General features: G+C 74.0%; 18 protein-coding genes. 10 read left to right on the top strand and 8 right to left on the bottom strand.

What is annotated here, in order from left to right; genetic code table 11:
- Positions 1 to 23: 23 nt before the first annotated feature.
- Positions 24 to 752 (bottom strand): maleylpyruvate isomerase family mycothiol-dependent enzyme, encoded by a 729-nt coding sequence (locus Scani_RS22005; RefSeq protein ID WP_246296072.1) that lies wholly within the window; start codon positions 750 to 752, stop codon positions 24 to 26.
- Complete coding sequence (locus Scani_RS22000) at positions 749 to 1,402, bottom strand: pyridoxine/pyridoxamine 5'-phosphate oxidase (RefSeq protein ID WP_159479079.1); 654 nt, start codon at positions 1,400 to 1,402, stop codon at positions 749 to 751. Before Scani_RS22000 ends, Scani_RS22005 begins: the two co-directional genes overlap by 4 nt.
- Before the next feature lie 49 nt (positions 1,403 to 1,451).
- Here Scani_RS22000 and Scani_RS21995 point away from each other — a divergent pair, with 49 nt between their 5' ends.
- The 3 genes from Scani_RS21995 (at position 1,452) to Scani_RS21985 (ending at position 3,063) form a co-directional block, all read left to right on the top strand.
- A complete protein-coding gene (locus Scani_RS21995; protein ID WP_159479077.1) occupies positions 1,452 to 2,060 on the top strand; it encodes a CGNR zinc finger domain-containing protein in 609 nt (202 codons plus the stop codon).
- Between the two features lie 9 nt (positions 2,061 to 2,069).
- Positions 2,070 to 2,465, top strand: coding sequence for an ACT domain-containing protein (locus Scani_RS21990; RefSeq protein ID WP_159479075.1), 396 nt, complete (start codon positions 2,070 to 2,072; stop codon positions 2,463 to 2,465).
- 97 nt (positions 2,466 to 2,562) lie between these two features.
- Complete coding sequence (locus Scani_RS21985) at positions 2,563 to 3,063, top strand: hypothetical protein (RefSeq protein ID WP_018090673.1); 501 nt, start codon at positions 2,563 to 2,565, stop codon at positions 3,061 to 3,063.
- Positions 3,064 to 3,160: 97 nt separating this feature from the next.
- Here Scani_RS21985 and Scani_RS21980 read toward each other — a convergent pair whose 3' ends face one another.
- The gene (locus Scani_RS21980) at positions 3,161 to 5,167 is read right to left on the bottom strand and encodes an N-acetylmuramoyl-L-alanine amidase (RefSeq protein ID WP_159479073.1); all 2,007 of its coding nucleotides are present in this window, start codon (positions 5,165 to 5,167) and stop codon (positions 3,161 to 3,163) included.
- Between the two features lie 404 nt (positions 5,168 to 5,571).
- Positions 5,572 to 6,705 (bottom strand): aminoglycoside phosphotransferase family protein, encoded by a 1,134-nt coding sequence (locus Scani_RS21975; RefSeq protein WP_159479071.1) that lies wholly within the window; start codon positions 6,703 to 6,705, stop codon positions 5,572 to 5,574.
- A 285-nt stretch (positions 6,706 to 6,990) separates the two neighbouring features.
- Between Scani_RS21975 and Scani_RS21970 the strand changes: the two genes are divergently transcribed.
- The gene (locus Scani_RS21970) at positions 6,991 to 8,520 is read left to right on the top strand and encodes a DNA-binding protein NsdB (RefSeq protein ID WP_159479069.1); all 1,530 of its coding nucleotides are present in this window, start codon (positions 6,991 to 6,993) and stop codon (positions 8,518 to 8,520) included.
- 325 nt (positions 8,521 to 8,845) lie between these two features.
- Here the strand turns inward: Scani_RS21970 and Scani_RS21965 are convergent, their stop codons facing one another.
- Positions 8,846 to 10,309, bottom strand: coding sequence for a PP2C family protein-serine/threonine phosphatase (locus Scani_RS21965; RefSeq protein ID WP_159479067.1), 1,464 nt, complete (start codon positions 10,307 to 10,309; stop codon positions 8,846 to 8,848).
- Between the two features lie 310 nt (positions 10,310 to 10,619).
- Between Scani_RS21965 and Scani_RS21960 the strand changes: the two genes are divergently transcribed.
- The 5 genes from Scani_RS21960 (at position 10,620) to Scani_RS21940 (ending at position 19,649) form a co-directional block, all read left to right on the top strand.
- Positions 10,620 to 12,035: a HEAT repeat domain-containing protein gene (locus tag Scani_RS21960; RefSeq protein WP_159479065.1), complete on the top strand. Its 1,416-nt coding sequence runs from the start codon at positions 10,620 to 10,622 to the stop codon at positions 12,033 to 12,035.
- Between the two features lie 693 nt (positions 12,036 to 12,728).
- Positions 12,729 to 13,856, top strand: coding sequence for a glycosyltransferase family 4 protein (locus tag Scani_RS21955; protein WP_159479063.1), 1,128 nt, complete (start codon positions 12,729 to 12,731; stop codon positions 13,854 to 13,856).
- Entirely contained in the window at positions 13,853 to 15,082 is a 1,230-nt protein-coding gene (locus tag Scani_RS21950) for a glycosyltransferase (RefSeq protein WP_159479061.1), read from the top strand. Before Scani_RS21955 ends, Scani_RS21950 begins: the two co-directional genes overlap by 4 nt.
- A gap of 20 nt (positions 15,083 to 15,102) precedes the next feature.
- A complete protein-coding gene (locus Scani_RS21945) occupies positions 15,103 to 16,038 on the top strand; it encodes an SGNH/GDSL hydrolase family protein (RefSeq protein WP_167538192.1) in 936 nt (311 codons plus the stop codon).
- A complete protein-coding gene (locus Scani_RS21940; protein WP_159479059.1) occupies positions 16,035 to 19,649 on the top strand; it encodes a hydantoinase B/oxoprolinase family protein in 3,615 nt (1,204 codons plus the stop codon). The genes Scani_RS21945 and Scani_RS21940 overlap by 4 nt, the downstream gene beginning before the upstream one ends.
- A 110-nt stretch (positions 19,650 to 19,759) precedes the next feature.
- Here the strand turns inward: Scani_RS21940 and Scani_RS21935 are convergent, their stop codons facing one another.
- Genes Scani_RS21935 through Scani_RS21925 form a run of 3 tightly spaced genes read right to left on the bottom strand, consistent with a single transcriptional unit; the run spans position 19,760 to position 22,016 of the window.
- Positions 19,760 to 20,623 (bottom strand): 5-oxoprolinase subunit C family protein, encoded by an 864-nt coding sequence (locus Scani_RS21935; protein ID WP_159479058.1) that lies wholly within the window; start codon positions 20,621 to 20,623, stop codon positions 19,760 to 19,762.
- Positions 20,620 to 21,243, bottom strand: a complete 624-nt coding sequence (locus tag Scani_RS21930) for a 5-oxoprolinase subunit B family protein (protein WP_159479056.1) — start codon at positions 21,241 to 21,243, stop codon at positions 20,620 to 20,622. The genes Scani_RS21935 and Scani_RS21930 overlap by 4 nt, the downstream gene beginning before the upstream one ends.
- Entirely contained in the window at positions 21,240 to 22,016 is a 777-nt protein-coding gene (locus Scani_RS21925; RefSeq protein WP_159479054.1) for a LamB/YcsF family protein, read from the bottom strand. The genes Scani_RS21930 and Scani_RS21925 overlap by 4 nt, the downstream gene beginning before the upstream one ends.
- Before the next feature lie 313 nt (positions 22,017 to 22,329).
- On the opposite strand from Scani_RS21925, the gene Scani_RS21920 reads away from it, so the two are divergent.
- Positions 22,330 to 23,073 carry a GntR family transcriptional regulator gene (locus tag Scani_RS21920; RefSeq protein WP_159479053.1) on the top strand — a complete coding sequence of 248 codons (744 nt, stop codon included), beginning with the start codon at positions 22,330 to 22,332 and terminating at the stop codon, positions 23,071 to 23,073.
- The last annotated feature ends 66 nt before the right edge of the window (positions 23,074 to 23,139 follow it).

The following is a 23,139-nucleotide window of genomic DNA, read 5'->3' as shown; positions in this document are numbered from 1 at the left end:
CCGAAGGCGGTGCCCGGGGGCGGCTACGGCCAGTCGAGCAGCTCGGGCGGGGGAACGGTCCTCCCCGACCGGCGGCAGTCGAGCGGGTGGTGCGGAGTGCGGCCGGCCAGCCACGCCGCGAGGTCGGTGAGCGGGCCGCCGACGGTGACCGTCGGCGCGTCGCCGTCGCCGTACCGCCGTGTGAGGGCGTCGTCCGTCGCCGTCAGGACGAGGTGCAGATCCTCGGGGGCGCGGGGTGCCAGATGCTCCAGGAGGTGGTGGCAGAGCTCCCGCGGCCAGTCCCGCGGACCGTGGCCGATCCGGGCGTCCGCCGTATGGATCTCCAACTCCCGCCACCAGCACAGCAACGCGGCACGCAGATCGCTGTCGCGATGCTTCACCGGCCGCGCCCAGTCGGCCGGACCGACCGCCGCCCAGGCCGCGGAGGCCTCGGCCAGGGCGGCCCGAACCGCGTCCCCGAGCGCCGCCGCCGCGCGCACCGCACCGGCCTCGATCGCGGCGGCGCGCGCCGGACGCCCGCCGTCGTACGGCTCGATCAGCTCGCCGCGCAGCGCGTAGCGGGCCTGCCGGGCCAGGGCCAGCGCGACGCCCTCGATATGCGAGAGGACATGGGCGCGGGTCCAGCCGGGCAGTTCGCTCGCCTCCCGCACGCCGTCGTCGGTCAGCGCGGGCAGCAGGGTACGGAGCCGCTCCTGACTCGCCTCGACCGCGGCCCGTACCGCCTCGGCCGGCAGCGTGTGCGCACCGGTCACGGCCACAGGAGCTCCTTCCGCCATCCGCCGTCGGCCCGGTGGTAGGCCAGCCGGGTGTGCTTGCGGTCCTTGTCGCCCTGCCAGAACTCCACCGACTCGGCACGCACCGTGTGCAGCGTCCATCCGGGCGCGACCAGGCCGGGTTCGCGGGCGAGACGGGCCGCCGACTCCGTCACCGCCGCGTCCCGTTCGGCCAGGTCGCCCAGGGGACGGCTCTGCCGCCCGAGCAGCGCCTCGGCCCGAGCGCCGGGGCTGCGGGCGAGGAAGTCCGCGGCCGCGCGCTCCGCGCTCTCCCGCACCACCGGGCCGCGGACGCGCACTTGGCGGGCGAGCGGCTGCCAGTAGAAGGTCAGGGCGGCGTACGGGCGGTCCGCCAGCTCGCGCCCCTTGGTGCTGTCGCGATGTGCGGCGAATCGCCAGCCGTCCGCGTCGATGTCCTTGAGGATCAGTGTCCGGGCCGACGGATTGCCGTCGGCGCCGGCGGTGGAGACCGTCATCGCATGTGGCTCGGGCACCTGGGCCCGTACGGCGCCGAGCAGCCAGGCGGTGAACAGTTCCACCGGGTCGTCGGGTGTCTCCAGCGGATCGAATGCGGGCAGGTCCCCCGTGAACACCGGTATATCGCGCAGTAGTTGACGTACGTCAGCCATACCGCCCCTGAGGTAGTTAATGGTTGGCGGCGACGTTACCATTAGCCGCATGACCGCAACACGGCTCGCACTCGAATTCGCCGTCACCCTCCGCCATGACGGGCACGGGGGCGTCGCCGATGACCTGGCCGGCCCGGAAGGGCTCGCGGTCTGGGTGCGCGAGCGGTCAGCACTGCTCGACTGCGCGGCCGGCCCCGCCCTCCCGGACGAGGCGTTGCACACCGCCGTGCGGGAGCTGCGGGCCGCGGTCCGGTCGCTGTTCGCCCGCGCCGTCCGGCCGGGCCCGCCCAGCTCCGCCGATGCCCACCGGCTGCTCCCGGAGGAGGAGGCGCTCCGGAGGCTGAACGTCGCCGCGGCCCTGGTCCCCACGGCACCCCGGCTCAGCTGGGAGCCCGGCGCGCCGCCCGTCGTGCGGCACCACCCGACGGGCTCCCCGGCCTCCGCCGACCGGATCGTCGCCGCGCTGGCCCGTGCCGCCCTGGACTTCTTCACCGGTCCTGACCGGGCGCTGCTGCGGGCCTGCCCCGCCCCACGCTGTGTGCGCTATTTCGTCAAGGACCACGCCCGCCAGGAGTGGTGCACCCCCTCGTGCGGCAATCGCGCCCGGGTCGCCCGCCACCACGAGCGACGCCGGGAAGTGAAGGACGACGCCCCGTAGGGTGGCGGCATGACGGGCGAACGCGATCTCCGGGCCCTGCTGAGCGGGATGCGTCCCGAGCGGAACGAGGGCCGTTTTGTCTTTACGACCGTGCCCGGCGCGGTCCCCGACGGGCTGACACCGGTGGTCACCGTCGCCGAGCCCGAAGGCCGCACCCTCGTCGTCCCTCAGGAGGAGGCCGACCGTGCGGGCCTGGCGTACGACTACGTCGCCGGCTGGATCACCCTGCGGGTGCACTCCGCCCTGGACGCGGTCGGGCTGACCGCCGCCGTGGCCACCGCACTCGCCCAGGCCGGCCTCAGCTGCAATGTCGTCGCCGGTTTCCACCACGATCACCTCTTCGTGCCGCATGACGCGACCGACGAGGCGCTGCGCCGGCTGCGCGCACTCGCCGACCAGGCATAACGACCGCCGGCAAGAGGAGGCGGCGGCTCCGTACGCGGGACGCCCCGCACGCCGACGTCCGCGCCGCGTGCCCGGCCGGGCCACGTACGATGGCGGCATGTCCTTCCTCCGCCGCCGCAGCGCAGCCACGCCCGCCGGGCCTGACTTCGACGTCCTCGCCATGGACCCCGGGGACTGGCCGGGCAATCTCGGGGCCGGGCTGCTGCCCGCGCCCGACGGGAGCTGCCAGGGCGTCTTCCTCCGCTACGACCTGTTCGGCGGCCGCGGCCCCGCGATGATCATCGGCAACCTGCCGGAGGGGTCCCCCGCGCGCGAGCTGGAGGACGACCAGGTGCCCTTCGAGGTGGCCCAGCTGCTCGCGGCGCTCGGCAACGACGAGCCGGTGACGGTCGTCGAGAGCGAGGACACCCCCGTGATGCACGAGGACAACCTGCTGATCGTCAAGCGCATCAAGTGCTCGGAGAGCCGGATCTCCTGCGCCCAGTTCGACCGCAGCGACGGCGTGCTGGTCACCATCGCCAGCTGGGACCGGCCGATCACCGACGATCTCTACGCGCTGCTCAAGCCGCTGCCGGCCGAGCTCTTCCAGCAGGGCTGAGCCCCGGCGCGGCACCGGAGCGGACACCGTCGCGCCCGGTGGACGGAAGTCCGTCCACCGGGCGCGACGCGCTCACCCGATCGGTGCGCGAGCGGGCCTAGGAACCCGAGCGGCGCACATCGACGTCGGCCGCCCGCACGTAGCCGACCCGGTGCCCGAGCTGGATCTCGTAGTAGACGTCCTCGCCGCGCACGATCGCGTGCTTGGAGAGATCGAAGGTCGGCGCGTAGAAGTAGTCGCCCGCCATCCGGTCCCCGACCGCGTACTTCTGGCCGGCGGCGAGCTTGTACGGCAGGGCGGAGACCGTCTGGTACGGCACCCCGTCCGGGTAGGCCTCCTTCTCCGGGTACGCGCGGCCGTAGACCGGGATCTCCTCCCGGCCGGCCTTCGGCGTGGCGATCATCCCCTCGGCGTTCACCGCCGTCGGCGCGTGGTGCGGGTTGCGGAACCACGCCTTCTGCCCGAGGTACCAGATCGCCGTCCAGTCACCGGACCGGCCCGCCACCGCGAACCGCTGGCCGGTCGAGGCACGGGCACCGGTGTCGTTCACGCCCGTGGTCGAGTCGCTGCCGTCCGGGTGCAGTCCGACGTCCTTGACCAACGGTGCGCTCGCGTCCGGCGCGGTGTACAGCCGGACCGCCGCGGAACCGTGCGGCGCGCAGGTGTCGCCGGCCTTCTCGCAGCCCGTGTACACCGGCTTGTTGCGGTCGTAGTCCGGGCGGATGGTGACCAGCCCGCCGTGCGTGCCCGAGGCGGCCTTGAACGGCTTGCCCAGCAGGGAGAAGTAGTGCGCCCAGTCCCAGTACGGGCCGGGGTCGGTGTGCATGCCGGGGATCGTGGCCGTGGTGGTACCGGGAACGTTGTCGTGGCCCAGGATGTGCTGCCGGTCGAGCGGCACGTCGTACTTGCGGCTCAGATACTTCACCAGCCGGGCCGAGGTGCGGTACATCGCCTCCGTGTACCAGGCGTCCGGCGCGGCGAGGAAGCCCTCGTGCTCGATGCCGACGGAGTGCGAGTTGATGTACCAGTTGCCCGCGTGCCAGGCGACGTCCTTGGTCGGCACATGCTGGGCGATCAGACCGTCCGAGGAGCGGATGGTGTAGTGCCAGGACACATAGGTCGGGTCCTTGATCAGCTTGAGCGTCGTCTCCCATGAGCCCTCGGTGTCATGGATGGCGATGGTGCTGACCCGCATGTCCTCGGGCCGGTCCGCCTTGTCGTGATTGCCGTAGTCGCCGTCTCCGAACTCCTCGTACGGTGCCGGAACGGACTCGCAGGCGACGTGCTGCGGGCACTCCGGCTTGCGTTCGGCCCGTCCGGGCGATGCCTTCGTGGCCGGCGCGCCGAGACGTTTCTGCTGTGTGGCGTCGGGGGCCAGCTCCGGCGAGGCGGCCAGCGTGACCCGCTGTCCCGCATCGGTCGTCCGCGTCTGGCCCCGGCGCAGCACGTCGTACACCTCGTCCGCGAAGGCCCGGCCGCCACGCATGTTGTCCTGGCCGCCGTAGCGCGCCACCGCCTCGTACCACTGTGCCGGGTCGCCGCCGGCGGAGTGCCCCAGCTTGCGCTGCTCGGTGGCGAGCAGTGCCGCTCCGCCGAGGACATTCGCCGCGGGGTCGGTGCGCAGCCGCTCGGCCGGGAGGCCGGCCAGCGTGGCGGCCGTCGTCAAGGTCCGCAGCCGGGCGGGGAGTTGGGCGGGCAGCGCGGCCCGCTTCGCGGCCTCGGCCGGCACCCGCTTGGTCGGCCGTGCGCCGTCGCCCCGGGCGTCCTCGGTGCCCTGGCTGAACTCCGGCGCGCGCGTCAGCGCGGTGCGGGTGTCGGTCAGATGCATCGGACCGTAGCCCCCGGAGACGCTGGGCGCGCCGCCATGGCTGTCCCAGCGGGACTCCAGGTACGAGACCCCGAGCAGCACACTGCGCGGCACATGGAAGCGGGCGGCGGCCTCGGTGAAGGCCCGCTGCAGAGCATCCGACCGGGGCTGGCCGGCCTGTGCGGACGGCGTCCCCGAGAGCGGCAGCAGCAGGACCGCCGCTGCCACGGCGGTGACGGATCTGCGCAGGGCGGGGCGGTGGAATCTCTTCTCGTCTTCCGGGGCGGATCCTCGCAAAGCAACCTCCTCGAGCCGGCCCGAGCCGGGGCGGTGTGACGGTGGGTGCGCAAACGGCCGCACGGGCGGGACCCGAGACTAGAGCCCCCGTCGGCTTAGAGCTATACGTTTGCCGAGGGTCCGTCAATCACCGTGCCGTATCGGGATTCCGCATGTCAGGGCATCTCCAGAGGAGCTTTCCCGGACAGGTGCCCGGCCTGCGAGGCGTCAGTGGAATGGACCAATGACCTGACTCGGACGAGGGTGTCGAAGCCGGACGGCCAGGGGAGGGCAAGCCGTCCGGACGGCCGGGGGAGGGGTGCCGGCCGCCCGGCGCACATGGGTGAGCGGCGCACCCCGTACCCGGGCGCGCCGCTCACGGTCCCCCCTTGCGGTGCCGGTGATCTCCGGCACCTGTTCGACGGTCAGCGGGTGCCGACCGCCGCCCGTACCGCACGGCGCGCCATCTGGCAGTCGTCGTGCAGCCGGCGCAGGAGCAGCCGCTGCTCCTCGCCCGCCGCAGGCACGCCGGGCAGTCCCGGGCCCGGTGTCCCCGTCGGCGTGGGTTCGCGCATGGTCCGTTGGACCGCGGTTTCGTAACGTCGGATCTCGCGGGTGAGCACCAGCATCAGATTCACCAGGAAGGCGTCCCGCGAGGCCGGTCCCGCGTTCTGGGCGAGCTGGCTGATGTGCCGACGGGCCACCGGTGCGTCGCCGAGCACGGACCACAGGGTCGCCAGATCGTAGCCCGGCAGGTACCAGCCCGCGCTGTCCCAGTCCAGCAGGACCGGACCCGCGGGGGAGAGCAGCACATTGTTCAGCAGCGCATCGCCGTGGCAGAACTGGCCCTGCGTATGCGACAGGCCGTGCACCAGTTTCTGCAGGTCACCGAGGTCCCGGTCGGTCAGCAGCCCCAGGTCGTGGTACCGGCCGATCCGGCCCGCGTAGTCCAGCGGGGCGTCGAACAGCCCGGCCGGCGGACGCCAGAGGTTGATCCGGCAGATCGCGCTGAGCGCGGCCCGTACGTCCGCACGGGGCGGCGCCTCGGACGGGTGCCGGGTCAGCGCCGCGACCCGGCCGGGCATCCGCTCCACGATCAGGGTGCAGTTGTCGGGATCGGCCGCCACCAGCCGCGGCACCCGAACCGGCGGACGATGCCGGACGAATGCGCGGTATGCACTTATTTCCTGCCGGAACCTCTCCGCCCAGGCGGGGGAATGGTCCAGTAAACACTTGGCGACCGCGGTCATCCGGCCTGTCGTGCCGACGAGAAGGACGGACCTGCTGCTGCGGCGCAGCACCTGCACCGGGTTGAACTCCGGGCAGATCCGCTGGACCGAGGCGACGGCGGCGCGCAACTGGGCGCCCTGGGGGCCGGACAAGTCGAGTCTCCCGCTGAGCGGTTGGGAGCTCGTCCCCTGCATCCGCCGGGTACGGCCGCCGGGAAGACCGGTGACCGCCCCCGCGGAAGGGGAGGGGTCGAGATACGGCCCGCTTCCGGTGGGGTGCGGGCGGTACGGCCGGGTGGGGGCGGTCACGGCGGACGATGCTGCATACATGGGTGAAACAGATCCCTTCGTGCGCCGGCGAGTTGCGTGCGCTCCCCGGCCCGGTGGTGGGAACCCGTGAACGGGCCCCGTGCAGGAGGCCGATCCAGGGTCCCTGTGAAGGGCGCGCACCCTGGGGAATGCGGTCCCGCCACCAGGCCGGGGGCGGCATATCTACAGAACACGTGACTGCGGGTGGCAGACCATCTGGCGCACCCTGGCGAACCCTGGCGAATGACCACAGCCCATGTCAGCGGCCGTTACTGTCAACTCAGTCGAGGAACCTGGGGGCTTGACGTGGACAGGCAGCCGAACACCCGTCTCGCGGACCTTTTCGGCCTGGCCGGATGGTCCAAAGGAGAGCTGGCGAGACTGGTCAACCGGCAGGCGGCGGCCATGGGGCATCCGCAGCTGGCGACCGACACCTCGCGAGTGCGGCGCTGGATCGACATGGGGGAGACCCCGCGCGATCCGGTGCCCAAGGTCCTGGCTTCCCTGTTCACCGAGCGCCTCGGCCGTGTCGTAACCATCGAGGATCTCGGGTTCGCAAGAACCGGTCGCTCGGGGAAGCGGCAGGCCATGGACGGTCTGCCGTGGGCTCCCGAACGGACCGCTGCGGTCCTCACGGAATTCACGGGAATGGACCTCATGCTCAACCGACGCGGCTTGGTGGGTGCGGGCGCCGCACTCGCCGCGGGCTCCGCACTCACCGGCGCCATGTACGACTGGCTGCACACCGACCCGGCCCCGGCCGGCGCCGCACGCCACCCCGACCCGTACGCCTCCGATTCCCTCGACGAACTCGACCAGATCGGCCTCGACCGCTACGAGGCGGCCCCCGTGGGCTCACAGGAGATCGATGCGCTGGAGCGCTCGGTCGAGGTGTTCCGCGCCTGGGACGCGGCCCGCGGGGGCGGGCTGCAGCGCAAGGCCGTGGTGGGCCAGCTCAACGAGGTCGGCGGCATGCTCGCCTACCGCCACCCCGATCATCTGCAGCGCAGGCTGTGGGGGGTGGCCGCCAACCTGGCGGTGCTGGCCGGCTGGATGTCCCATGACGTGGGCCTGGAGCCCACCGCCCAGAAGTACTTCATCATCGCCGCCCATGCGGCGCGCGAGGGCGGCGACCGCCCGCGCGCCGGCGAGGCGCTCTCCCGTGCCGCTCGCCAGATGGTGCATCTGGGCCGCCCCGACGATGCGCTGGATCTGATGAAGCTGGCCAAGTCCGGCTCCGGCGAGGAAACCCTGCCGCGCACCCGCGCCATGCTGCACACCATCGAGGCCTGGGCGCAGGCGTCCAAGGGCCACGGCCAGGCGATGCGCCGCACCTTGGGCGAGGCGGAGGAGCTCTTCGTCTCGGACAAGGGCGATGTGCCGCCACCGAGCTGGATGCAGATGTTCGACGAGGCGGATCTGCACGGCATGCAGGCACTGGCGTTCCGTACGCTCGCCGATCACGATCCGTCGGCCGCCAGGATCGCCCAGCACCACGCCACGCGGGCGCTGCGGCTACGGGAGAACGGCCGCCAGCGGTCGCAGATCTTCGACTACATCTCGATGGCATCGGCCTGCTTCATCGGCAACGACCCCGAACAGGCCGACCGCTACGCCCGGCTGGCGCTGGTGTCCATCGGGGAGAACTCCTCGCACCGCACCTGGGACCGGCTCCGCGAGATGTTCCGGCTCACGGGGCAGTACGCGAACCACGGCAAGATCCAGGACCTGCGCGAGGAGATCCAGCATGTCCTGCCGAAGGCAAAGCCCAAGACCAAGGGGTCGGGTCTCGGCCCCGGCATCGGATCGGGTCTCGGAGGGAACTTCTCGGCCTGAGGAGGAGGGCGGCGGGGCGGAGCGTGACGGTGCGTCATCCCTAGGGGGTGTCTCTCCGATCTCCGTGGGCCTGCGACGTCTGGCACCGCACCTGGCGGCGTTGTCGCCTCACCCACGGACACCCAGTCCGCGGGAGACGCTCCGCCTTGCCATGCACGGCACCAGACGCCGCAGGCTGATCCACGCAGATCGAAGAGACACCCCCTAGGGGAGGCGTCCTGTTCGGCCTCGCTGTCTCACCCGTCGGCCGGCAGTTCGCCCGCCGACGCCTCCGGGGCGACCGGCTCCGGGTGCGCCGGTCCGCCCTCCGCTGTCACGGGGTGCGTCAGTCGCCGACCCTGGCGACCAGTACGCATGCGTCGTCCTCGCGCTCGGCGTTGCCGAACTCCTCGACGACGATGCGGACGCCGTCCTGCGCGCTGCGGGCCGCGAGGAACCGCGGCGCCAGGGCGAGGAGCCGTTCGGTGCCCTCGTGAGGGACTTGCGCGCCATGGGTACGGCGCGGGACGAGGCCATCGGTGTGCAGGACGAGCAGGTCACCGGGCTCCAGTTGCTCGGTGCGCTGGGTGTAGGCCGCGCCCGAGGTCGCCCCGAGCAGGACGCCCTCGGGCGGGTCCAGCGCGCGGCCCGTGCCGTTGCGGAACAGCAGCGGTGCGGGGTGCCCGGCCTGGGACCACTCCAGGGTCCGTGCGGCGGGGTCGAAGCGGCCGCAGAGCGCGCTGCCCAGCGCCGGCTGGGCGGCGGTGTCCAGCAGTTGGTTGAGGAAGCACATCAGGGGGCCCGGCCGGTGTCCGGCGACCGCCATACCGCGCAGCGCCCCGAGCACCATCGCCATCCCGGACGTGGCGGTGGCGCCATGACCGGTGAGATCACCTACGCTCAACAGCGTGGTGCCGTCCGGGAGTTGTAGTGCGTCGTACCAGCCGCCGCCGATCAGGGCGTGGGTGGCGGACGGCAGATAGCGCCCGGCGAGGTCGAGGGCGACCGGGCCGCCTTGCGGGAACCGCAGGGAGCCGCGCCACGGGGGCAGCACGGCTTCCTGCAGCTCGACCGCAAGCCGGTGCTCGGTCTGCGCGATATGCCGCTCACGGTGCAGCGAGTCACGGGTCTCGCGCACCGCCTGCTGGCTGCGGCGCAGCTCACTGACGTCCCGCAGCACGGCCCACATACAGGCGGTACTGCCGTCGGCGTCGAGCACCGGCTCGCCCACCATGTGCACCGTGCGCAGACTCGCGTCCGGGCGCACGATGCGGAATTCGCCGTCGATCGGGCGGCCGTCCACCAGACAGTCGGTGACCATCGTGGCCAGCCCCTCCTGGTCGTCGGCGTGGACCAGGGACGGCAGCTCGTCGAGGGTGAGCGGGCCGTCGGACGGCGCCCTGCCGAACATCGCGAACAGCTCGTCGGACCAGCTGACCTCGTCGGTGAGCAGGTTCCACTCGGCGCTGCCCACCCGGCGCAGCAGCGAGCCGCGCTCCGGGGCCGCGGGCTCCGGCACGGCCGGCGGCTCGGCCTCCGGCGCGGCCGCGTCCGTGCTCTCGGCGGGCAGGCCCTCTCTCAGCTGGTCGAGATGGCCTCCGAGGTCGTCGAGGTGATGCACCGCGAGATCGCACAGCGCCCGCTGCCAGCGCAGCTGCGGGTCGGTGGCGAGGCCGGTGTCCGCCGCGGACTCCCTGCGCACCGCATCGAGGTCACCGCGCAGGCGGCGGGCCCGCGTGATGAGTGACTCGACCGTGTCGCGCTCGGGGGGCCGGTCGGCTGGGTGATCCGCGAAGAGAGGGGACGGCATGACGTACTCCGTGATCAGGCGGCGCCGGGCTGAAGGGCCGGTAACGACTGTTGCACAGGCGGCGACCGTCCGTAAGGGATTTGGCACTACCCGATACGGTGGTGCATCTGGCATATGCCCCCGGCTTTCCTGGGCAATCCCGGGGCGAATCGGCGGAATGACAGCTTCCAAGCTAGGCTTCGGCCGCCGTACGCAGGCGCTTCCGTCGATCCATGGTGGGAACGAGGCTTACGGCCCGCGGTCACCGGCAAGAATGCCGGTCAGCGGAAATCCCGTTGCCAGCCTGCCCCCCGCACCGGATGCTGACCTCATGTTCGATCCAGACATAGCGCCCAGTGGCACCCTGCTCGGCCTCCTGCAGCGAGGCCGCGGCGACGGGACCCTGCATGCCCTCGCGGCGCCGCGGGCCGAGGCGCTCGCGGCACTCAACGACAGCGTGCTGCGCGACCCCCGCCGCGACTGGCAGGTCGAGAACCGCTCGCTCTACTACGCGCGCCTCTACATGCAGCTCGACGGCGGGCTCGAGGAGATCGAACGCCACCTCTTCCACCCCGACGACCTCGTCGACACCGGCGAGGAGCGCACCGGCCTCGCCCTCGCGGTCCTCGGCCACCTCGCCGCCTACGGCAGGGACGCCGCCCGTCTGCTGCTGCGCAGCTACGCCGCGGCCGGCACCAACTGGCGCTGGGCCCTGGACGAGCTCGCGCTGCGTGACGACGACGCCGGCCTGATGACGCTCGCCCCCGCCGTCCTCGCCCGCTTCCCGGAGACCGAGGAGGGTGACGGCGAGCTGGCCGCCGCCGTCCGCGACGCCTTCGAGCCCCGGCCCTGGCGCCTGTGGGCCGAGGACCCCCGTTACGGCACGCGACTGGCCGCCGCCGGGGAACAGGGCTCCTTCGACCGCTGGCAGCGGCAGCTGCGGCCCCGCGGGCCGCGCCCCGGCTGGAGCGTGACCGAGGTCCTCCAATGGGCCGAGCAGAACCTGGAGCAGGCGCCCGAGGAGCACCGCCACATCGCCGCCGCCCGCTGCCTGGCCGCCGTCGCCGGTCCCGAGGACCGCCCCGAGCTGATCCGCGCCGCGCGCAACGCACCGGACCCGGCCCGCGCCGCCGTACTCCACCACCTCGCCGAACGCGGCGACCCGGACGCCCTCGACCTGATCGAGGACGCGGTCGTCGACCCCTTCTCCTCCGAACAGCTGGTCTCCGCCGCACTCGCCGCCTTCGCACGCATGCTCAGCGTGGCCGCCGTCGCACGGGCCAGGGTCTGGGCGCCGCGCGCCGACCGGCTGGGCGCGTCCGCCGCAGCCCTGCTCGCCCGCCGCGGCGGCCGGCGCGACGCCGAAGCGGTGCTGGCCGCCTTGCGGCGGACCGTCCGCGAGGAGGGCCCCGATGCGGACGGCCTGTGGGAGCTGGTCGACGGCACCGGCCGCCTCGGTGTCGGCTGCGCCGCCCCCGTCCTGCGGCACATCTACCGCGAGACGTCCTCCTCCCACCTCCGCGGCCGGGCCGCCGGAGCGCTCGCCGCCACCGACCCCGGGTTCGCGGCCGGCTTCGCCGTCGAGTGCCTGTGGGACTGCGAGGAGACCACCCGGGAACTGGCCGCCCGGCACGCCGCCACCGGCGACGACCGGGTCGTCGAACAGCTCCGCCGCCTGGCCGCCGACCCGGCGGAGGAGGCCGAGGTCCAAACGGCTGTCCGTAGCCGGATCGGACCGGAGGCCTAGGTTCTTCCCACGTTTTTGTCTTTTCCGCCGTGGTGGTTTGTCGCCGTTTATCGCCTGCTGCGCGGTGCGCCCGTCCGCTGCGCTTTGCCTGTCCCGCCGTGGGGCTTGCTCGCCGTTGCGCCTGCGGCGGGCGGGGTCCGCTGCGCGGGGCTGTGGGTGCGGTGACGGGCCTGCGGGGCAGGGGTGTGGGACTGCTTCGCTTTACGTCCCACACCCCTGCCCCTCCGGCCCGTCACCTCCCGTGGGTGGAGTGAGTGAAGGCCGGTGGGGGCGGGCCGTCGCTGTGGCCGTTCGGGTCCTTGCCGGTCGTACCGGGGGACGCGTTTCTGTGTGATCACGAGGTGCACCGGACCACCTGCGTGCACTCCCACCAACGTTTTTCCCTCCCACTCACGGGAGGGGGCGGGTCGGAGCGGGTGGGGGTGTCCGGACGTAAAGCGAAGCAGTCCGGACACCCCCACCCGCGCAGGCCCGTCACCGCACCCCGACAGCCCCGCGCAGCGGCCCCGCCCGCCGCAGGCGCAACGGTGGGAAAGCCAAAAACGAGGCGCGGCAAAGCGCAGCGGACCGGCGAGCAACCCCCACGGCCGGAAAGCCGAAAATGTGGGAAGCGCAGCAAAACGCAGTGGAACGTTCTCCGGCAGGAAAGATCCCCTTGGTCCCTTCCACGCACGGCGCGCCGACAACAGCGGTATGCGTGTCGCCCTCGTCACCGAATCCTTCCCGCCCGATGTCAACGGCGTCTCCCACTGCGCCCTGGAAACCGCCCGGCACCTCGTCCGGCGCGGGCACGATCCGCTCGTCATCGCGCCGCTCGGTGGCGCGTCGCCCGCCACCGGTACGCAGGAGAGTCCCTGCCCCGTCGTCCGGGTGCCCTCGATGCCGCTGCCCGGCTATCCGCAGGTGCGGATCGCGCTGCCCGGACGCCGGCTGTCCGCGGCGCTCGCCGGGCACCGTCCCGATCTCGTCCACCTCGCCAGCCCGTTCGTGCTCGGCGCCCGGGGGATGGCGGCCGCCGCCCGCCGCCAGGTGCCCGCGATCGCCGTCTACCAGACCGATCTGGGCCGCTACGCCCGCACCTACCTCGGCGGCGGCGCGGCCACGGCCTGGCGGCGCATCCGGGCGGTGCACGGCGCCGCCGACCGCACCCTGGCGCCCTCCAGCGCCGCGCTGCTGGACCTGACCGAGCACGGGGTGCCGCGGGTCCACCTCTGGCCGCGCGGCGTCGACTCCGAACGGTTCCACCCCGGCCGGCGTGACGCGGTGCTGCGCAGCTCGCTCACCGCGGGACGGGAGCTGCTGGTGGGGTACGTGGGACGGCTCGCGCCGGAGAAGGAGGTCCGGCTGCTGGCCGAGACCTCACGGCTGCCGGGCATACGCACCGTCGTCATCGGCGAGGGCCCCAGCGCCGCCGGGCTGCGGACCGCGCTGCCCGGGGCCCGCTTCCTCGGCCGCCGTACGGGGGACGAACTCGCCCGGCTCTACGCCTCGTTGGACGTCTTCGTCCATACCGGACCGTATGAGACCTTCTGTCAGACCGTGCAGGAGGCGATGGCCTCCGGCGTTCCGGTGGTGGCGCCGCGGGCGGGCGGTCCGCTCGACCTGGTGGACCACGGCCGTACGGGGCTGCTGGTGACACCGGGCGACGGTGGCGCGTTCCGGGACGCGGTGCGGGTGCTCGCGCGCAGCGCCGAACTGCGTGTCCGCTACGGCGCCGCGGCCCGCAGAGCCGTCGAGGACCGCACCTGGGAAGCCGTCGGCGACCAGCTGCTGGGCCACTACGAGGCCGTCCTCAGCGGCCGGACGGCGGTGGCGGCATGAACGCCCGACGCGGCCCCCGGGCGGGCCTGCGGATCGTCCGGATCGCCAACTTCGTCACCCCGGCCTCCGGCGGGCTGCGCACCGCACTGCGCGAACTCGGCGCGGGCTACCGGGCCGCCGGGCACGAGCCGGTGCTCATCGTGCCCGGGCCGCCGGGAGCGGGCGGGACGGCCGGCCTGCGCGACGAGGTCACCGCGCAGGGCCGGGTGATCACCGTGCCGGGGCCCGAGCTGCCGGGCAGCGGCGGCTACCGCATGCTGACCGACCGTCGCGGACTCCAGCGGCTGCTGCAGTCGCTGGCCCCCGACCGGCTGGAGGTCTCCGACCGGACGACGCTGCGCTGGACGGGGGAGTGGGCGCGCCGCGCGCGGATCCCCGCGGTGATGGTCTCGCACGAGAGCGTGGACGGGGTGCTGCGCACCTGGGGCGTACCGCAGCCGCTGGCCCGCGCCGCCGCGGACCGGCTCAACCGCCGTACGGCGCACGCCTACAGCCGGGTCGTGTGCACCACCGAATGGGCAGCGGCGGAGTTCACCCGGGTCGGGGTGCGCAATGTGGTGCGCGCTCCGCTCGGTGTCGATCTCGCCGCCTGGCACCCGGACTGCCGCAGTGCCGAGCTGCGGCGGCGCTGGGCGGGCCGGTCGGCGGTCCTGTTGCTGCTCTGCTCCCGGTTGTCGCAGGAGAAGCGGCCGGGGCGGGCGCTGGACGCGCTGGCGGAGCTGCGGCGGCGCGGGGTCGACGCGACGCTGGTGGTGGCCGGTGACGGGCCGCTGCGGGCGCGGTTGGAGGCCCGGGCGCGGGCCGAGCGGCTTCCCACGGCGTTCCTCGGGCATCTCGCCGACCGGTCCCGGCTCGCCGCGCTGCAGGCCGGCGCCGATGTCGCCCTGGCGCCCGGCCCGGCCGAGACCTTCGGACTGGCCGCCCTGGAGGCCCTCGCCTGCGGCACGCCGGTGGTCGCCAGTGCGGCGTCGGCGCTGGCGGGGCTGGTCGGCAGCGGCGGCGACACGGCGCTCGACGACGGGCCCTCGTTCGCCGATGCGGTCCAGCGGGTCCTGGCCCGGCCGGAACCCGCCCGGCGCGCCGCCGCCCGGCGCCGTGCCGAGGGCTACGGCTGGCAGCCCGCCGTCGATGCCTTCCTGGCGGCGCACGACGCGCCCGCGCCGCTCGGCAGGCCGGTCGCCGCCGCGTCCTCGCCGTCCGCGGCCGGCCCGCTGGGCGGGTGGTGACGGTGCGTTCCGAGGGGGCGGTGGTACCGGAGCAGACGCCGGGCGGCGGCCGTTTCCCGGCCCCGGTCCGCTTTGTCGCGCTCGGCGATTCGCTGACCGAGGGGCTCGGGGACCCGGTACCCGGCGGCGGCTGGCGCGGCTGGGCGGCCCTGCTCGCCGGGACACTGGGCGAGCGGCCGGGCGGCGTGGAGCTGGTGAACCTGGCGCGCAGCGGCGCGCTGGCGGCCGAGCTGGCCGAGCGGCAGCTCCCCGCGGCCCGCGCGCTCGGGCCGCGCTTCGCCTCCCTGGTCGTCGGGGCGAACGACACCCTGCGCGCGGCCTTCGCCATCGAGCGGGTCGCGGACGCGCTGGACCGGGCGCACGGTGCGCTGAGCGCCGACGGAGCCGTGGTGCTGACGGCCTGTCTGCCCGATCCGGGCCGGATGCTGGGGCTGCCCCCGCCGCTGGCGCGTCCGCTGGCCCGCCGGATGCGCGCCGTGAACACCGTCGTCCATGCGGTGTCCGCGCGTCACCAGGGCGTTCATCTGCACCTCGCCGAACACCCCTGGGTCGCCGAGCGCGCCTCCTGGAGCGTGGACCGGCTGCACCCCAGCGAGCGCGGCCACCGTCTGCTGGCCCGCGGTTTCCATGCGGCGCTGGCCGCCGCCGGCCTGCCCGTCGGACCGGCGCCCGCGCTCACCCTCGACGGCCCGCCGCCGACCCGCGCCGGCTCCGTCCGGTGGATGGCGACCCGCGGCACCCGCTGGGTCGCCGACCGGTGCACGGATCTGCTGCCCGGCCTGCTCGGCCTGGCGCTCCAGGAGTGCCGGCACGGACTGGCGGGGTCCGGGCGGCTGCTGGACGCCGCGGCCGACCGTGCCGCGCAGGCCGCGCTCGCCGCCCTGGCCGACCCGGACGGTGGCGGGGCGCGGCAAGCCGCCGCGACGGCGAAGGGCGCTGCGACAATGGCAGGATGACCGGACGCTGGGAGTTCTGGATCGACCGCGGTGGGACGTTCACGGACGTCGTCGGCAGGAGACCGGACGGACGGCTGGTCACCGGCAAGCTGCTCTCCCACCACCCGGAGCGCTACCGGGACGCCGCGGTGGCCGGCATCCGGATGATGCTGGGGCTCGGCCCGGACGAACCGGTGCCCGCCGAGCGGGTCTCCGTCGTCAAGATGGGCACCACCGTCGCCACCAACGCCCTGCTGGAGCGCAAGGGCGAACCGACCGTGCTGCTGACCACCGAAGGGTTCCGGGACGCGCTGCGGATCGCCTACCAGAACCGGCCACGGATCTTCGACCGGCACATCGTGCTGCCCGAAGCGCTCTACGACCGGGTGATCGAGGTACCGGAGCGGATCGGCGCCCGCGGCGAGCTCGTCCGGCCGCTGGACGTCGACGAGGTCCGCCGCGCGCTGATCCGGGCCCGCGCGGACGGCCTGCGCAGCGCCGCCGTCGTCCTGCTGCACGGCTACCGCCACGCCGACCACGAGCGAGCCGTCGCCGAGCTGGCCCGGCGGGCCGGGTTCTCCCAGGTCAGCTGCTCGCACGAGGTCAGCCCGCTGATGAAGCTGGTGCCGCGCGGCGACACCACCGTCGTCGACGCCTACCTCTCCCCGATCCTGCGCCGGTACGTCGACGAGATCGCGGCCCAACTCCCCGGCATCCGGCTGATGTTCATGCAGTCCAACGGCGGACTGCGGCAGGCCGCGCACTTCCGCGGCAAGGACGCGGTGCTGTCCGGGCCCGCGGGCGGCGTCGTCGGCATGGTGCGGACGGCCGCCGAGGCGGGCGGCGGCCACGACCGGGTGATCGGCTTCGACATGGGCGGCACCTCCACCGATGTGTCGCACTACGCCGGGGAGTTCGAGCGGGTCTTCGGCAACGAGGTCGCGGGCGTACGGATGCGCGCCCCCATGATGAACATCCACACCGTCGCGGCCGGCGGCGGTTCCGTGCTCCACTTCGACGGCCGCCGCTACCGGGTCGGTCCCGACTCGGCCGGCGCCGACCCGGGACCGGCCTGCTACCGGCGCGGCGGACCGCTCACGGTCACCGACGCCAATGTGATGCTCGGGCGCATCCAGCCCGACCACTTCCCGGCCGTGTTCGGGCCGGACGGCGACCGGCCGCTGGACGCCGAGGTGGTGCGCACCCGCTTCGCGGAGCTGGCCCGGCGGGCCGCCGCCGAGACCGGCGACGACCGCGGCCCGGAGGAGGTCGCGGCCGGGTTCCTGGACATCGCGGTGCTCAACATGGCCAACGCGGTCAAGAAGATCTCCGTCCAGCGCGGCCACGACATCACCCGCTACGCCCTCACCAGCTTCGGCGGCGCCGGCGGCCAGCACGCCTGCGCGGTCGCCGACGCGCTGGGCATCAACACGGTCCTCGTCCCGCCGCTGGCCGGGGTGCTCTCCGCGTACGGCATCGGGGTCGCCGACGCCACCGCGATGCGCGAGCAGGCCGTCGAGGCGGAGTTCACCGACCCCGCGGCCCTCGGGCGGGTGCGCGAGGTGTGCGAGGCGCTCGCCGGGCAGACCCGGCGCGAGCTCCTCGACGACGGCGTGCCGGACGCTTCGGTCACCACCCGCGCCCGGGTGCTGATCCGCTACGCCGGGACCGACTCCACCATCGGCGTGCCGCTGGCCGACGCCGAGACCATGACCGCGGACTTCGTCCGGGCACACCGCGAGCGCTACGCCTTCACCATGGACAAACCGCTGGTGGCCGAGGCGGTGTCGGTCGAGGCGCTGGGCGCGGCCGGCGGCGCGGGCGGCCACGGGACGCGGGCCGGCGACAGGGAGGGGGAGCTGACGCCTGCCGCCACGGTGCGGATGTACACGGGCGGCCGCTGGCAGGACACCCACCTCTACCGCCGCACGGACCTGCGGCCCGGGGACACCCTCACCGGCCCGGCCGTCATCGCCGAGGAGGACGCGACCACGGTCCTCGACCCGGACTGGCAGGCGGCGACGGGCGACCGCGGGCACCTCCTGCTGACCCGGGCCGGGCCGCGCACCGGCCGGGCCGCGGTCGGCACCGAGGCCGATCCGGTGATGCTGGAGGTCTTCAACAGCCTCTTCATGGCCATCGCCGAGCAGATGGGCGTCCGGCTGGAGAACACCGCACACTCCGTCAACATCAAGGAGCGCCTCGACTTCTCCTGCGCCCTCTTCGACGCCGACGGCAACCTGATCGCCAACGCCCCGCACATTCCGGTGCACCTGGGCTCGATGGGGGAGTCCATCAAGGAGGTGCTCCGGCGCCGCGGCGGTGAGATGCGGCCGGGCGATGTGTATGCGATCAACGACCCGTACCACGGGGGCACCCACCTCCCCGACGTCACCGTCGTCACCCCCGTCTTCGACACCGAGGGGGCCGAGCTGCTGTTCCTGGTGGCCTCGCGCGGCCACCACGCCGAGATCGGCGGCATCACCCCGGGCTCGATGCCCGCCTTCAGCAGCACCATCCAGGAGGAGGGCATCCTCTTCGACAACTGGCTGCTGGTGCGCGACGGCGAGCTGCGCGAGCGCGCGACCCGCGAACTGCTCGCCGCCGGCCCCTGGCCTTCCCGCGCACCGGACGCCAACCTCGCCGACCTGCGCGCCCAGATCGCCGCCAACGAGAAGGGCATCCAGGAACTCCGGCGGATGACCGAGCAGTTCGGGCTGGAGGTCGTCCAGGCGTATATGGGGCACGTCCAGGACAACGCCGAGGAATCGGTCCGGCGGATCATCGCCCGGCTGTCGGACGGCAGCTGCCGCTACGAGACCGACAGCGGGGCCGAGATCCGGGTCGCGGTGACGGTCGACCGCGCCGCCCGCGGCGCCGTACTCGACTTCGCCGGCACCTCGCCCCAGCAGCCCGGCAACGCCAACGCGCCCAGCTCGGTGGTGATGGCGGCCGTCCTGTACGTCTTCCGCACCCTGGTCGCCGACGACATCCCGCTCAACAGCGGCTGCCTCAAGCCCGTCGAGGTCCGTATCCCGGAGGGCTCGATGCTCGCCCCCGTCTTCCCGGCAGCCACCGTCGCGGGCAATGTGGAGACCTCCCAGGCGGTCACCGGCGCCCTCTACGCCGCGCTCGGCATCCAGGCCGAGGGCTCGGGCACGATGAACAACCTCACCTTCGGGAACGACCGGGTGCAGTATTACGAGACCGTCGCCAGCGGTTCGGGCGCGGGTGACGGCTTCGACGGCGCGGACGCCGTACAGACCCATATGACCAACTCCCGGCTGACCGACCCCGAAGTGCTGGAGTGGCGCTACCCCGTCCGCGTCGACGGCTTCGTCATCCGCGCCGGCAGCGGCGGCACGGGGCGCTGGCACGGCGGCTGCGGCGTCGAGCGCCGGCTGCGCTTCCTGGAGCCGATGACCGTCGCGCTGCTGACCAACCACCGCAGAGTCGCGCCGTACGGCATGGCGGGCGGCGCCCCGGGGGCCCTGGGCGCCAACTCCGTCGAACGGGCGGACGGTTCACGGGTGGAGCTGGCGGGCTGTGACGCGGCGGACGTCGGCGTGGACGATGTGCTGGTGCTGCGCACACCGGGCGGCGGCGGATACGGGGTGGCGGACGAGGGCTGACGGGGCCGCCCGGCGGACGGTGGCCGGCGCGCCGCCCGCCCGGTCAGGCAGGAGGCGCGCCCGGGGCACGCCGTCGTCCGCCGGGAGGGCGCGACGCTGCGGACGCGCCCTCAGCGCATCCGGAGAAAGCGGACCGGAGTTCCCGGTGCCGCCTGCGCCGCGGGGGCCAGGTAGCGCTCGGGGACGACGCCGATGACCGGGTAGCCGCCGGTCGTGGGGTGGTCGTGGAGGAAGAGGACCGGCAGCCCGTCGGGCGGGACCTGGAGGGCGCCCAGCGGCATGCCCTCGCTGGGGAGTTCGCCGGTCCGGGCGCGTTCCAGAGGCGGGCCTTCGGTGCGCAGGCCGATGCGGTTGCTGGCCGGGGAGACGCGGAAGCGGCCGGTGGCGAGGGTGTGCAGGCCGGCGGCGGTGAACCACGCGTCGCGGGGGCCGGGCAGGAACGGCAGGAGGAGCTCCGTCACCGGGCCGGGGTGCGGGACCGCGTCGGCGGTGGCGGCCGGGCCGTACGGGGCGCCCAGCGGGAGGACCGCTCCCTCGGTGAGCGGGTCGGGGCCCAGGCCGGAGAGCAGGTCGGCGGCGCGGCTGCCCAGGACCGGTTCGGTGTCGATGCCCCCGGCGAAGGCGAGGTGGGAGCGCAGGCCGTGGGTGGCCGGTCCCGCGTCCAGGACGGCGCCCGCCGGGACGTGGACCGGCGCGCCCCAGGGGGCGGGGCGGCCGTCGACGGTCACCGGGCAGGGTGCGCCCGTGACGGCGACGGTGGTGGCCGTACGGACCCGCACGGCACAGCCCGTGAGCGTCGTCTCCAGTGCGGCGGCGGACCCGGGGTTGCCGACCAGGCGGTTGGCGAGGCGGTGCGCGGGCTCGTCGAGGGCGCCGGCCCGCGGCACACCGAGGTGGGCATGGCCGGGCCTGCCGAGGTCCTGGACGGTGGTGAGCGCACCGGCCCGGACGACCGAGAAGGCGCGGTCGGTCATCGGGCGGTCTCCTGCGGGACGAAGCGGACACGGGTGCCGGGGGTGAGCAGCGCGGCCGGTTCGCGGCGCGGGTCCCACAGGACGGTGTCGGTGGTGCCGATCAGCTGCCAGCCGCCGGGGGAGGAGCGCGGGTAGACACCGGTGTACGGGCCGGCCAGGGCGACCGAGCCGACCGGGACCTTGGTACGGGGAGTGTCCCGGCGCGGGACGTGCAGCGGCTCGGGCAGCCCGGTCAGATAGCCGAAGCCGGGGGCGAAGCCGCAGAAGGCGACGTGGAACTCGGTGGCACAGTGCCGCCGCACCACCTCGTCGGCGGTGCAGTCCCACAGGGCGGCGACATCGAGGAGATCGGGGCCGTCGTAGCGGACCGGGATCTCCACGGCGGGCCGGTCGCCGGCGGTGAGCGGGGGAATGTCCCAGGCGGCGAGCTCGGCGAGGAGCCCGCGGGGGTCGGCGAGGCCGTCGAGGAGCACCGTACGGGCGGCCGGCACGATCTCGCGCAGCGGCGGCAGGGCGCCGTCGGCGGCCCGGCGCAGCAGCTCGGCGTGCAGCGCCTCGACCTTCTCGGCGCTGTCCAGCTCGATCAGCAGGCCGTGTTCACCGACCGGCAGCGGCCTCATGCGAAGCTCCGGATGTGGACACCGGCCGCGGTCAGCTCGGACCGTACGCGCCGGGCGAGGTCCGCGGCGCCGGGGGTGTCGCCGTGCAGGCACAGCGAGCGGGCCGTGATGCCGACGCGCCGGCCGTCGCGGGAGGTGACGGTGTGGTCGCGGGCCATGCCGAGGGCCCGCTTGACGACCTCGTCGGCGTCGTGGACCACCGCGCCCGGCTCACGGCGGGGGACGAGGGTGCCCTCGTCGGTGTAGGCACGGTCGGCGAAGGCCTCGCCGACGACGGGCAGTCGGGCCCGCCGGGCGGCCTCGTGCAGCCGCGAGCCGGGCAGCCCGAGGACCGGCAGGCCGCCGCCCGCGGCGAGGATGCCGTCGACGACGGCACCGGCCTGCTCCTCGTCATGGACGCAGCGGTTGTAGAGCGCGCCGTGCGGTTTGACGTAGCCGACGCCGGCACCGGCGGCGCGCGCGAAGACCTCCAGCGCACCGATCTGGTAGGTGATCTCGGCGGACAGCTCGTCCGACGGCACCTCCATCGCGCGGCGGCCGAAGCCGGCCAGGTCGCGGTAGGAGACCTGGGCGCCGATGACCACGCCGCGCTCGGCGGCCAGTTCGCACACCCGGCGCATGGTGGCCGGGTCGCCGGCGTGGAAGCCGCAGGCGACGTTGGCGCTGGTGACGACGGAGAGCAGGGCCTCGTCGTCGGTGAGCTGCCAGCGGCCGAAGCCTTCCCCGAGGTCGGCGTTGAGGTCGATGACGGGAGGGGCCGCCGGGTCGCTCATGTGGGTCCGTTCCATGGGGGCTCGGGGCCGGTGGGGCGCGGGCCGGGGGGCACCGGCGCGACGGCTCGTGCGCGGGCAGGTCGGGCGGGACGTTCCGGCCGGCCCGTATCCGTAGTGACTCTCCCCCGAGGGCACTCGAGCCGACCGGCGTCGCGAGGACAACGTAGAGGATTGTTCAACGATCCGACAAGAGGTGTTCCCGGCGCGATCACGGATGCGTTGTTTCGTTCTCCCATCTGGGATTGACTTTCGCTCATACGACACCGGGCCGGCCTCGACCGCCGCCCGGTACGGCGCGAGAGCGGGGAGCGGTATGGCGGGCGGAGCGGCGAAGAGCGATCAGGGGCGGCTCACCGAGGTCGCGGGCCTGGAAGGGGACCGCCCCCTGCTGGGGCGCTCCAGCACGGCCGAGCGGGTCGCCGACATCCTGCGCGACCGGATCGCCGAGGGTTATTTTCCGCCCGGCGCCCGGCTCTCGGAGGAGAGCATCGGCGGCGCGCTGGGCGTCTCGCGCAACACGCTGCGGGAGGCGTTCCGGCTGCTGACCCATGAGCGGCTGCTGGTCCACGAGCTCAACCGCGGGGTGTTCGTCCGGGTGGTGACGGTCGAGGACCTGGAGGACATCTACCGGGTGCGGATGCTCGTGGAGTGTGCGGCGGTGCGGGGGCTGGGGCAGGGGCCCTACGACGCCGCCGCGACCGACGCCGTCGCGGCGATCGAGGCCGCCGTGCGGGCCGGCGAGGCGGCCTCCGAGGGCCGGGAGTGGCAGGCGCTCTCGACCGCCAATATCCGCTTCCACCAGGGAATCGTGGCCCTGGCTGGCAGCCCCCGCACGGATGAGCTGATGCGGGGCGTGCTCGCCGAACTGCGGCTCGTCTTCCATGTCATGGCCGACCCCCGGCGCTTCCATGCGCCCTATCTGACCCGAAATCGGCAGATTGTCGAGGCGCTGCAGGCGGGCGACGCCGCCGAGGCGGAGCGGCTGTTGCTGTCGTACCTGGAGGACTCGCGCAGTCAGCTGTCGGGGGCGTACGCGCAGCGCATCGCGGAGGGGTGAGGGGCGCGGCGAGGCCGCCTCGCCGCCCCACGGCCTGCGCGGCGGGGGCGGTTTGAGATCCGCCTC

Source organism: Streptomyces caniferus, assembly GCF_009811555.1.
GTDB classification, from domain to species: Bacteria; Actinomycetota; Actinomycetes; order Streptomycetales; family Streptomycetaceae; genus Streptomyces; species Streptomyces caniferus.
The sequence above is the reverse complement of the archived record's forward strand: the minus strand, read 5'-3'. Positions and strand labels throughout refer to the sequence as shown.

What these genes read in the sequence shown, in the direction of transcription:
- Scani_RS21975 (WP_159479071.1), bottom strand. Translation starts at nt 6,705, where the DNA reads ATGTATGCAGCATCGTCCGCCGTGACCGCCCCCACCCGGCCGTACCGC.
- Scani_RS21930 (WP_159479056.1), bottom strand. Translation starts at nt 21,243, where the DNA reads ATGAGGCCGCTGCCGGTCGGTGAACACGGCCTGCTGATCGAGCTGGAC.
- Scani_RS21940 (WP_159479059.1), top strand. Translation starts at nt 16,035, where the DNA reads ATGACCGGACGCTGGGAGTTCTGGATCGACCGCGGTGGGACGTTCACG.
- Scani_RS22000 (WP_159479079.1), bottom strand. Translation starts at nt 1,402, where the DNA reads ATGGCTGACGTACGTCAACTACTGCGCGATATACCGGTGTTCACGGGG.
- Scani_RS21955 (WP_159479063.1), top strand. Translation starts at nt 12,729, where the DNA reads ATGCGTGTCGCCCTCGTCACCGAATCCTTCCCGCCCGATGTCAACGGC.
- Scani_RS21985 (WP_018090673.1), top strand. Translation starts at nt 2,563, where the DNA reads ATGTCCTTCCTCCGCCGCCGCAGCGCAGCCACGCCCGCCGGGCCTGAC.
- Scani_RS21920 (WP_159479053.1), top strand. Translation starts at nt 22,330, where the DNA reads ATGGCGGGCGGAGCGGCGAAGAGCGATCAGGGGCGGCTCACCGAGGTC.
- Scani_RS21990 (WP_159479075.1), top strand. Translation starts at nt 2,070, where the DNA reads ATGACGGGCGAACGCGATCTCCGGGCCCTGCTGAGCGGGATGCGTCCC.
- Scani_RS21960 (WP_159479065.1), top strand. Translation starts at nt 10,620, where the DNA reads ATGTTCGATCCAGACATAGCGCCCAGTGGCACCCTGCTCGGCCTCCTG.
- Scani_RS21925 (WP_159479054.1), bottom strand. Translation starts at nt 22,016, where the DNA reads ATGAGCGACCCGGCGGCCCCTCCCGTCATCGACCTCAACGCCGACCTC.
- Scani_RS21935 (WP_159479058.1), bottom strand. Translation starts at nt 20,623, where the DNA reads ATGACCGACCGCGCCTTCTCGGTCGTCCGGGCCGGTGCGCTCACCACC.
- Scani_RS21965 (WP_159479067.1), bottom strand. Translation starts at nt 10,309, where the DNA reads ATGCCGTCCCCTCTCTTCGCGGATCACCCAGCCGACCGGCCCCCCGAG.
- Scani_RS21995 (WP_159479077.1), top strand. Translation starts at nt 1,452, where the DNA reads ATGACCGCAACACGGCTCGCACTCGAATTCGCCGTCACCCTCCGCCAT.
- Scani_RS21950 (WP_159479061.1), top strand. Translation starts at nt 13,853, where the DNA reads ATGAACGCCCGACGCGGCCCCCGGGCGGGCCTGCGGATCGTCCGGATC.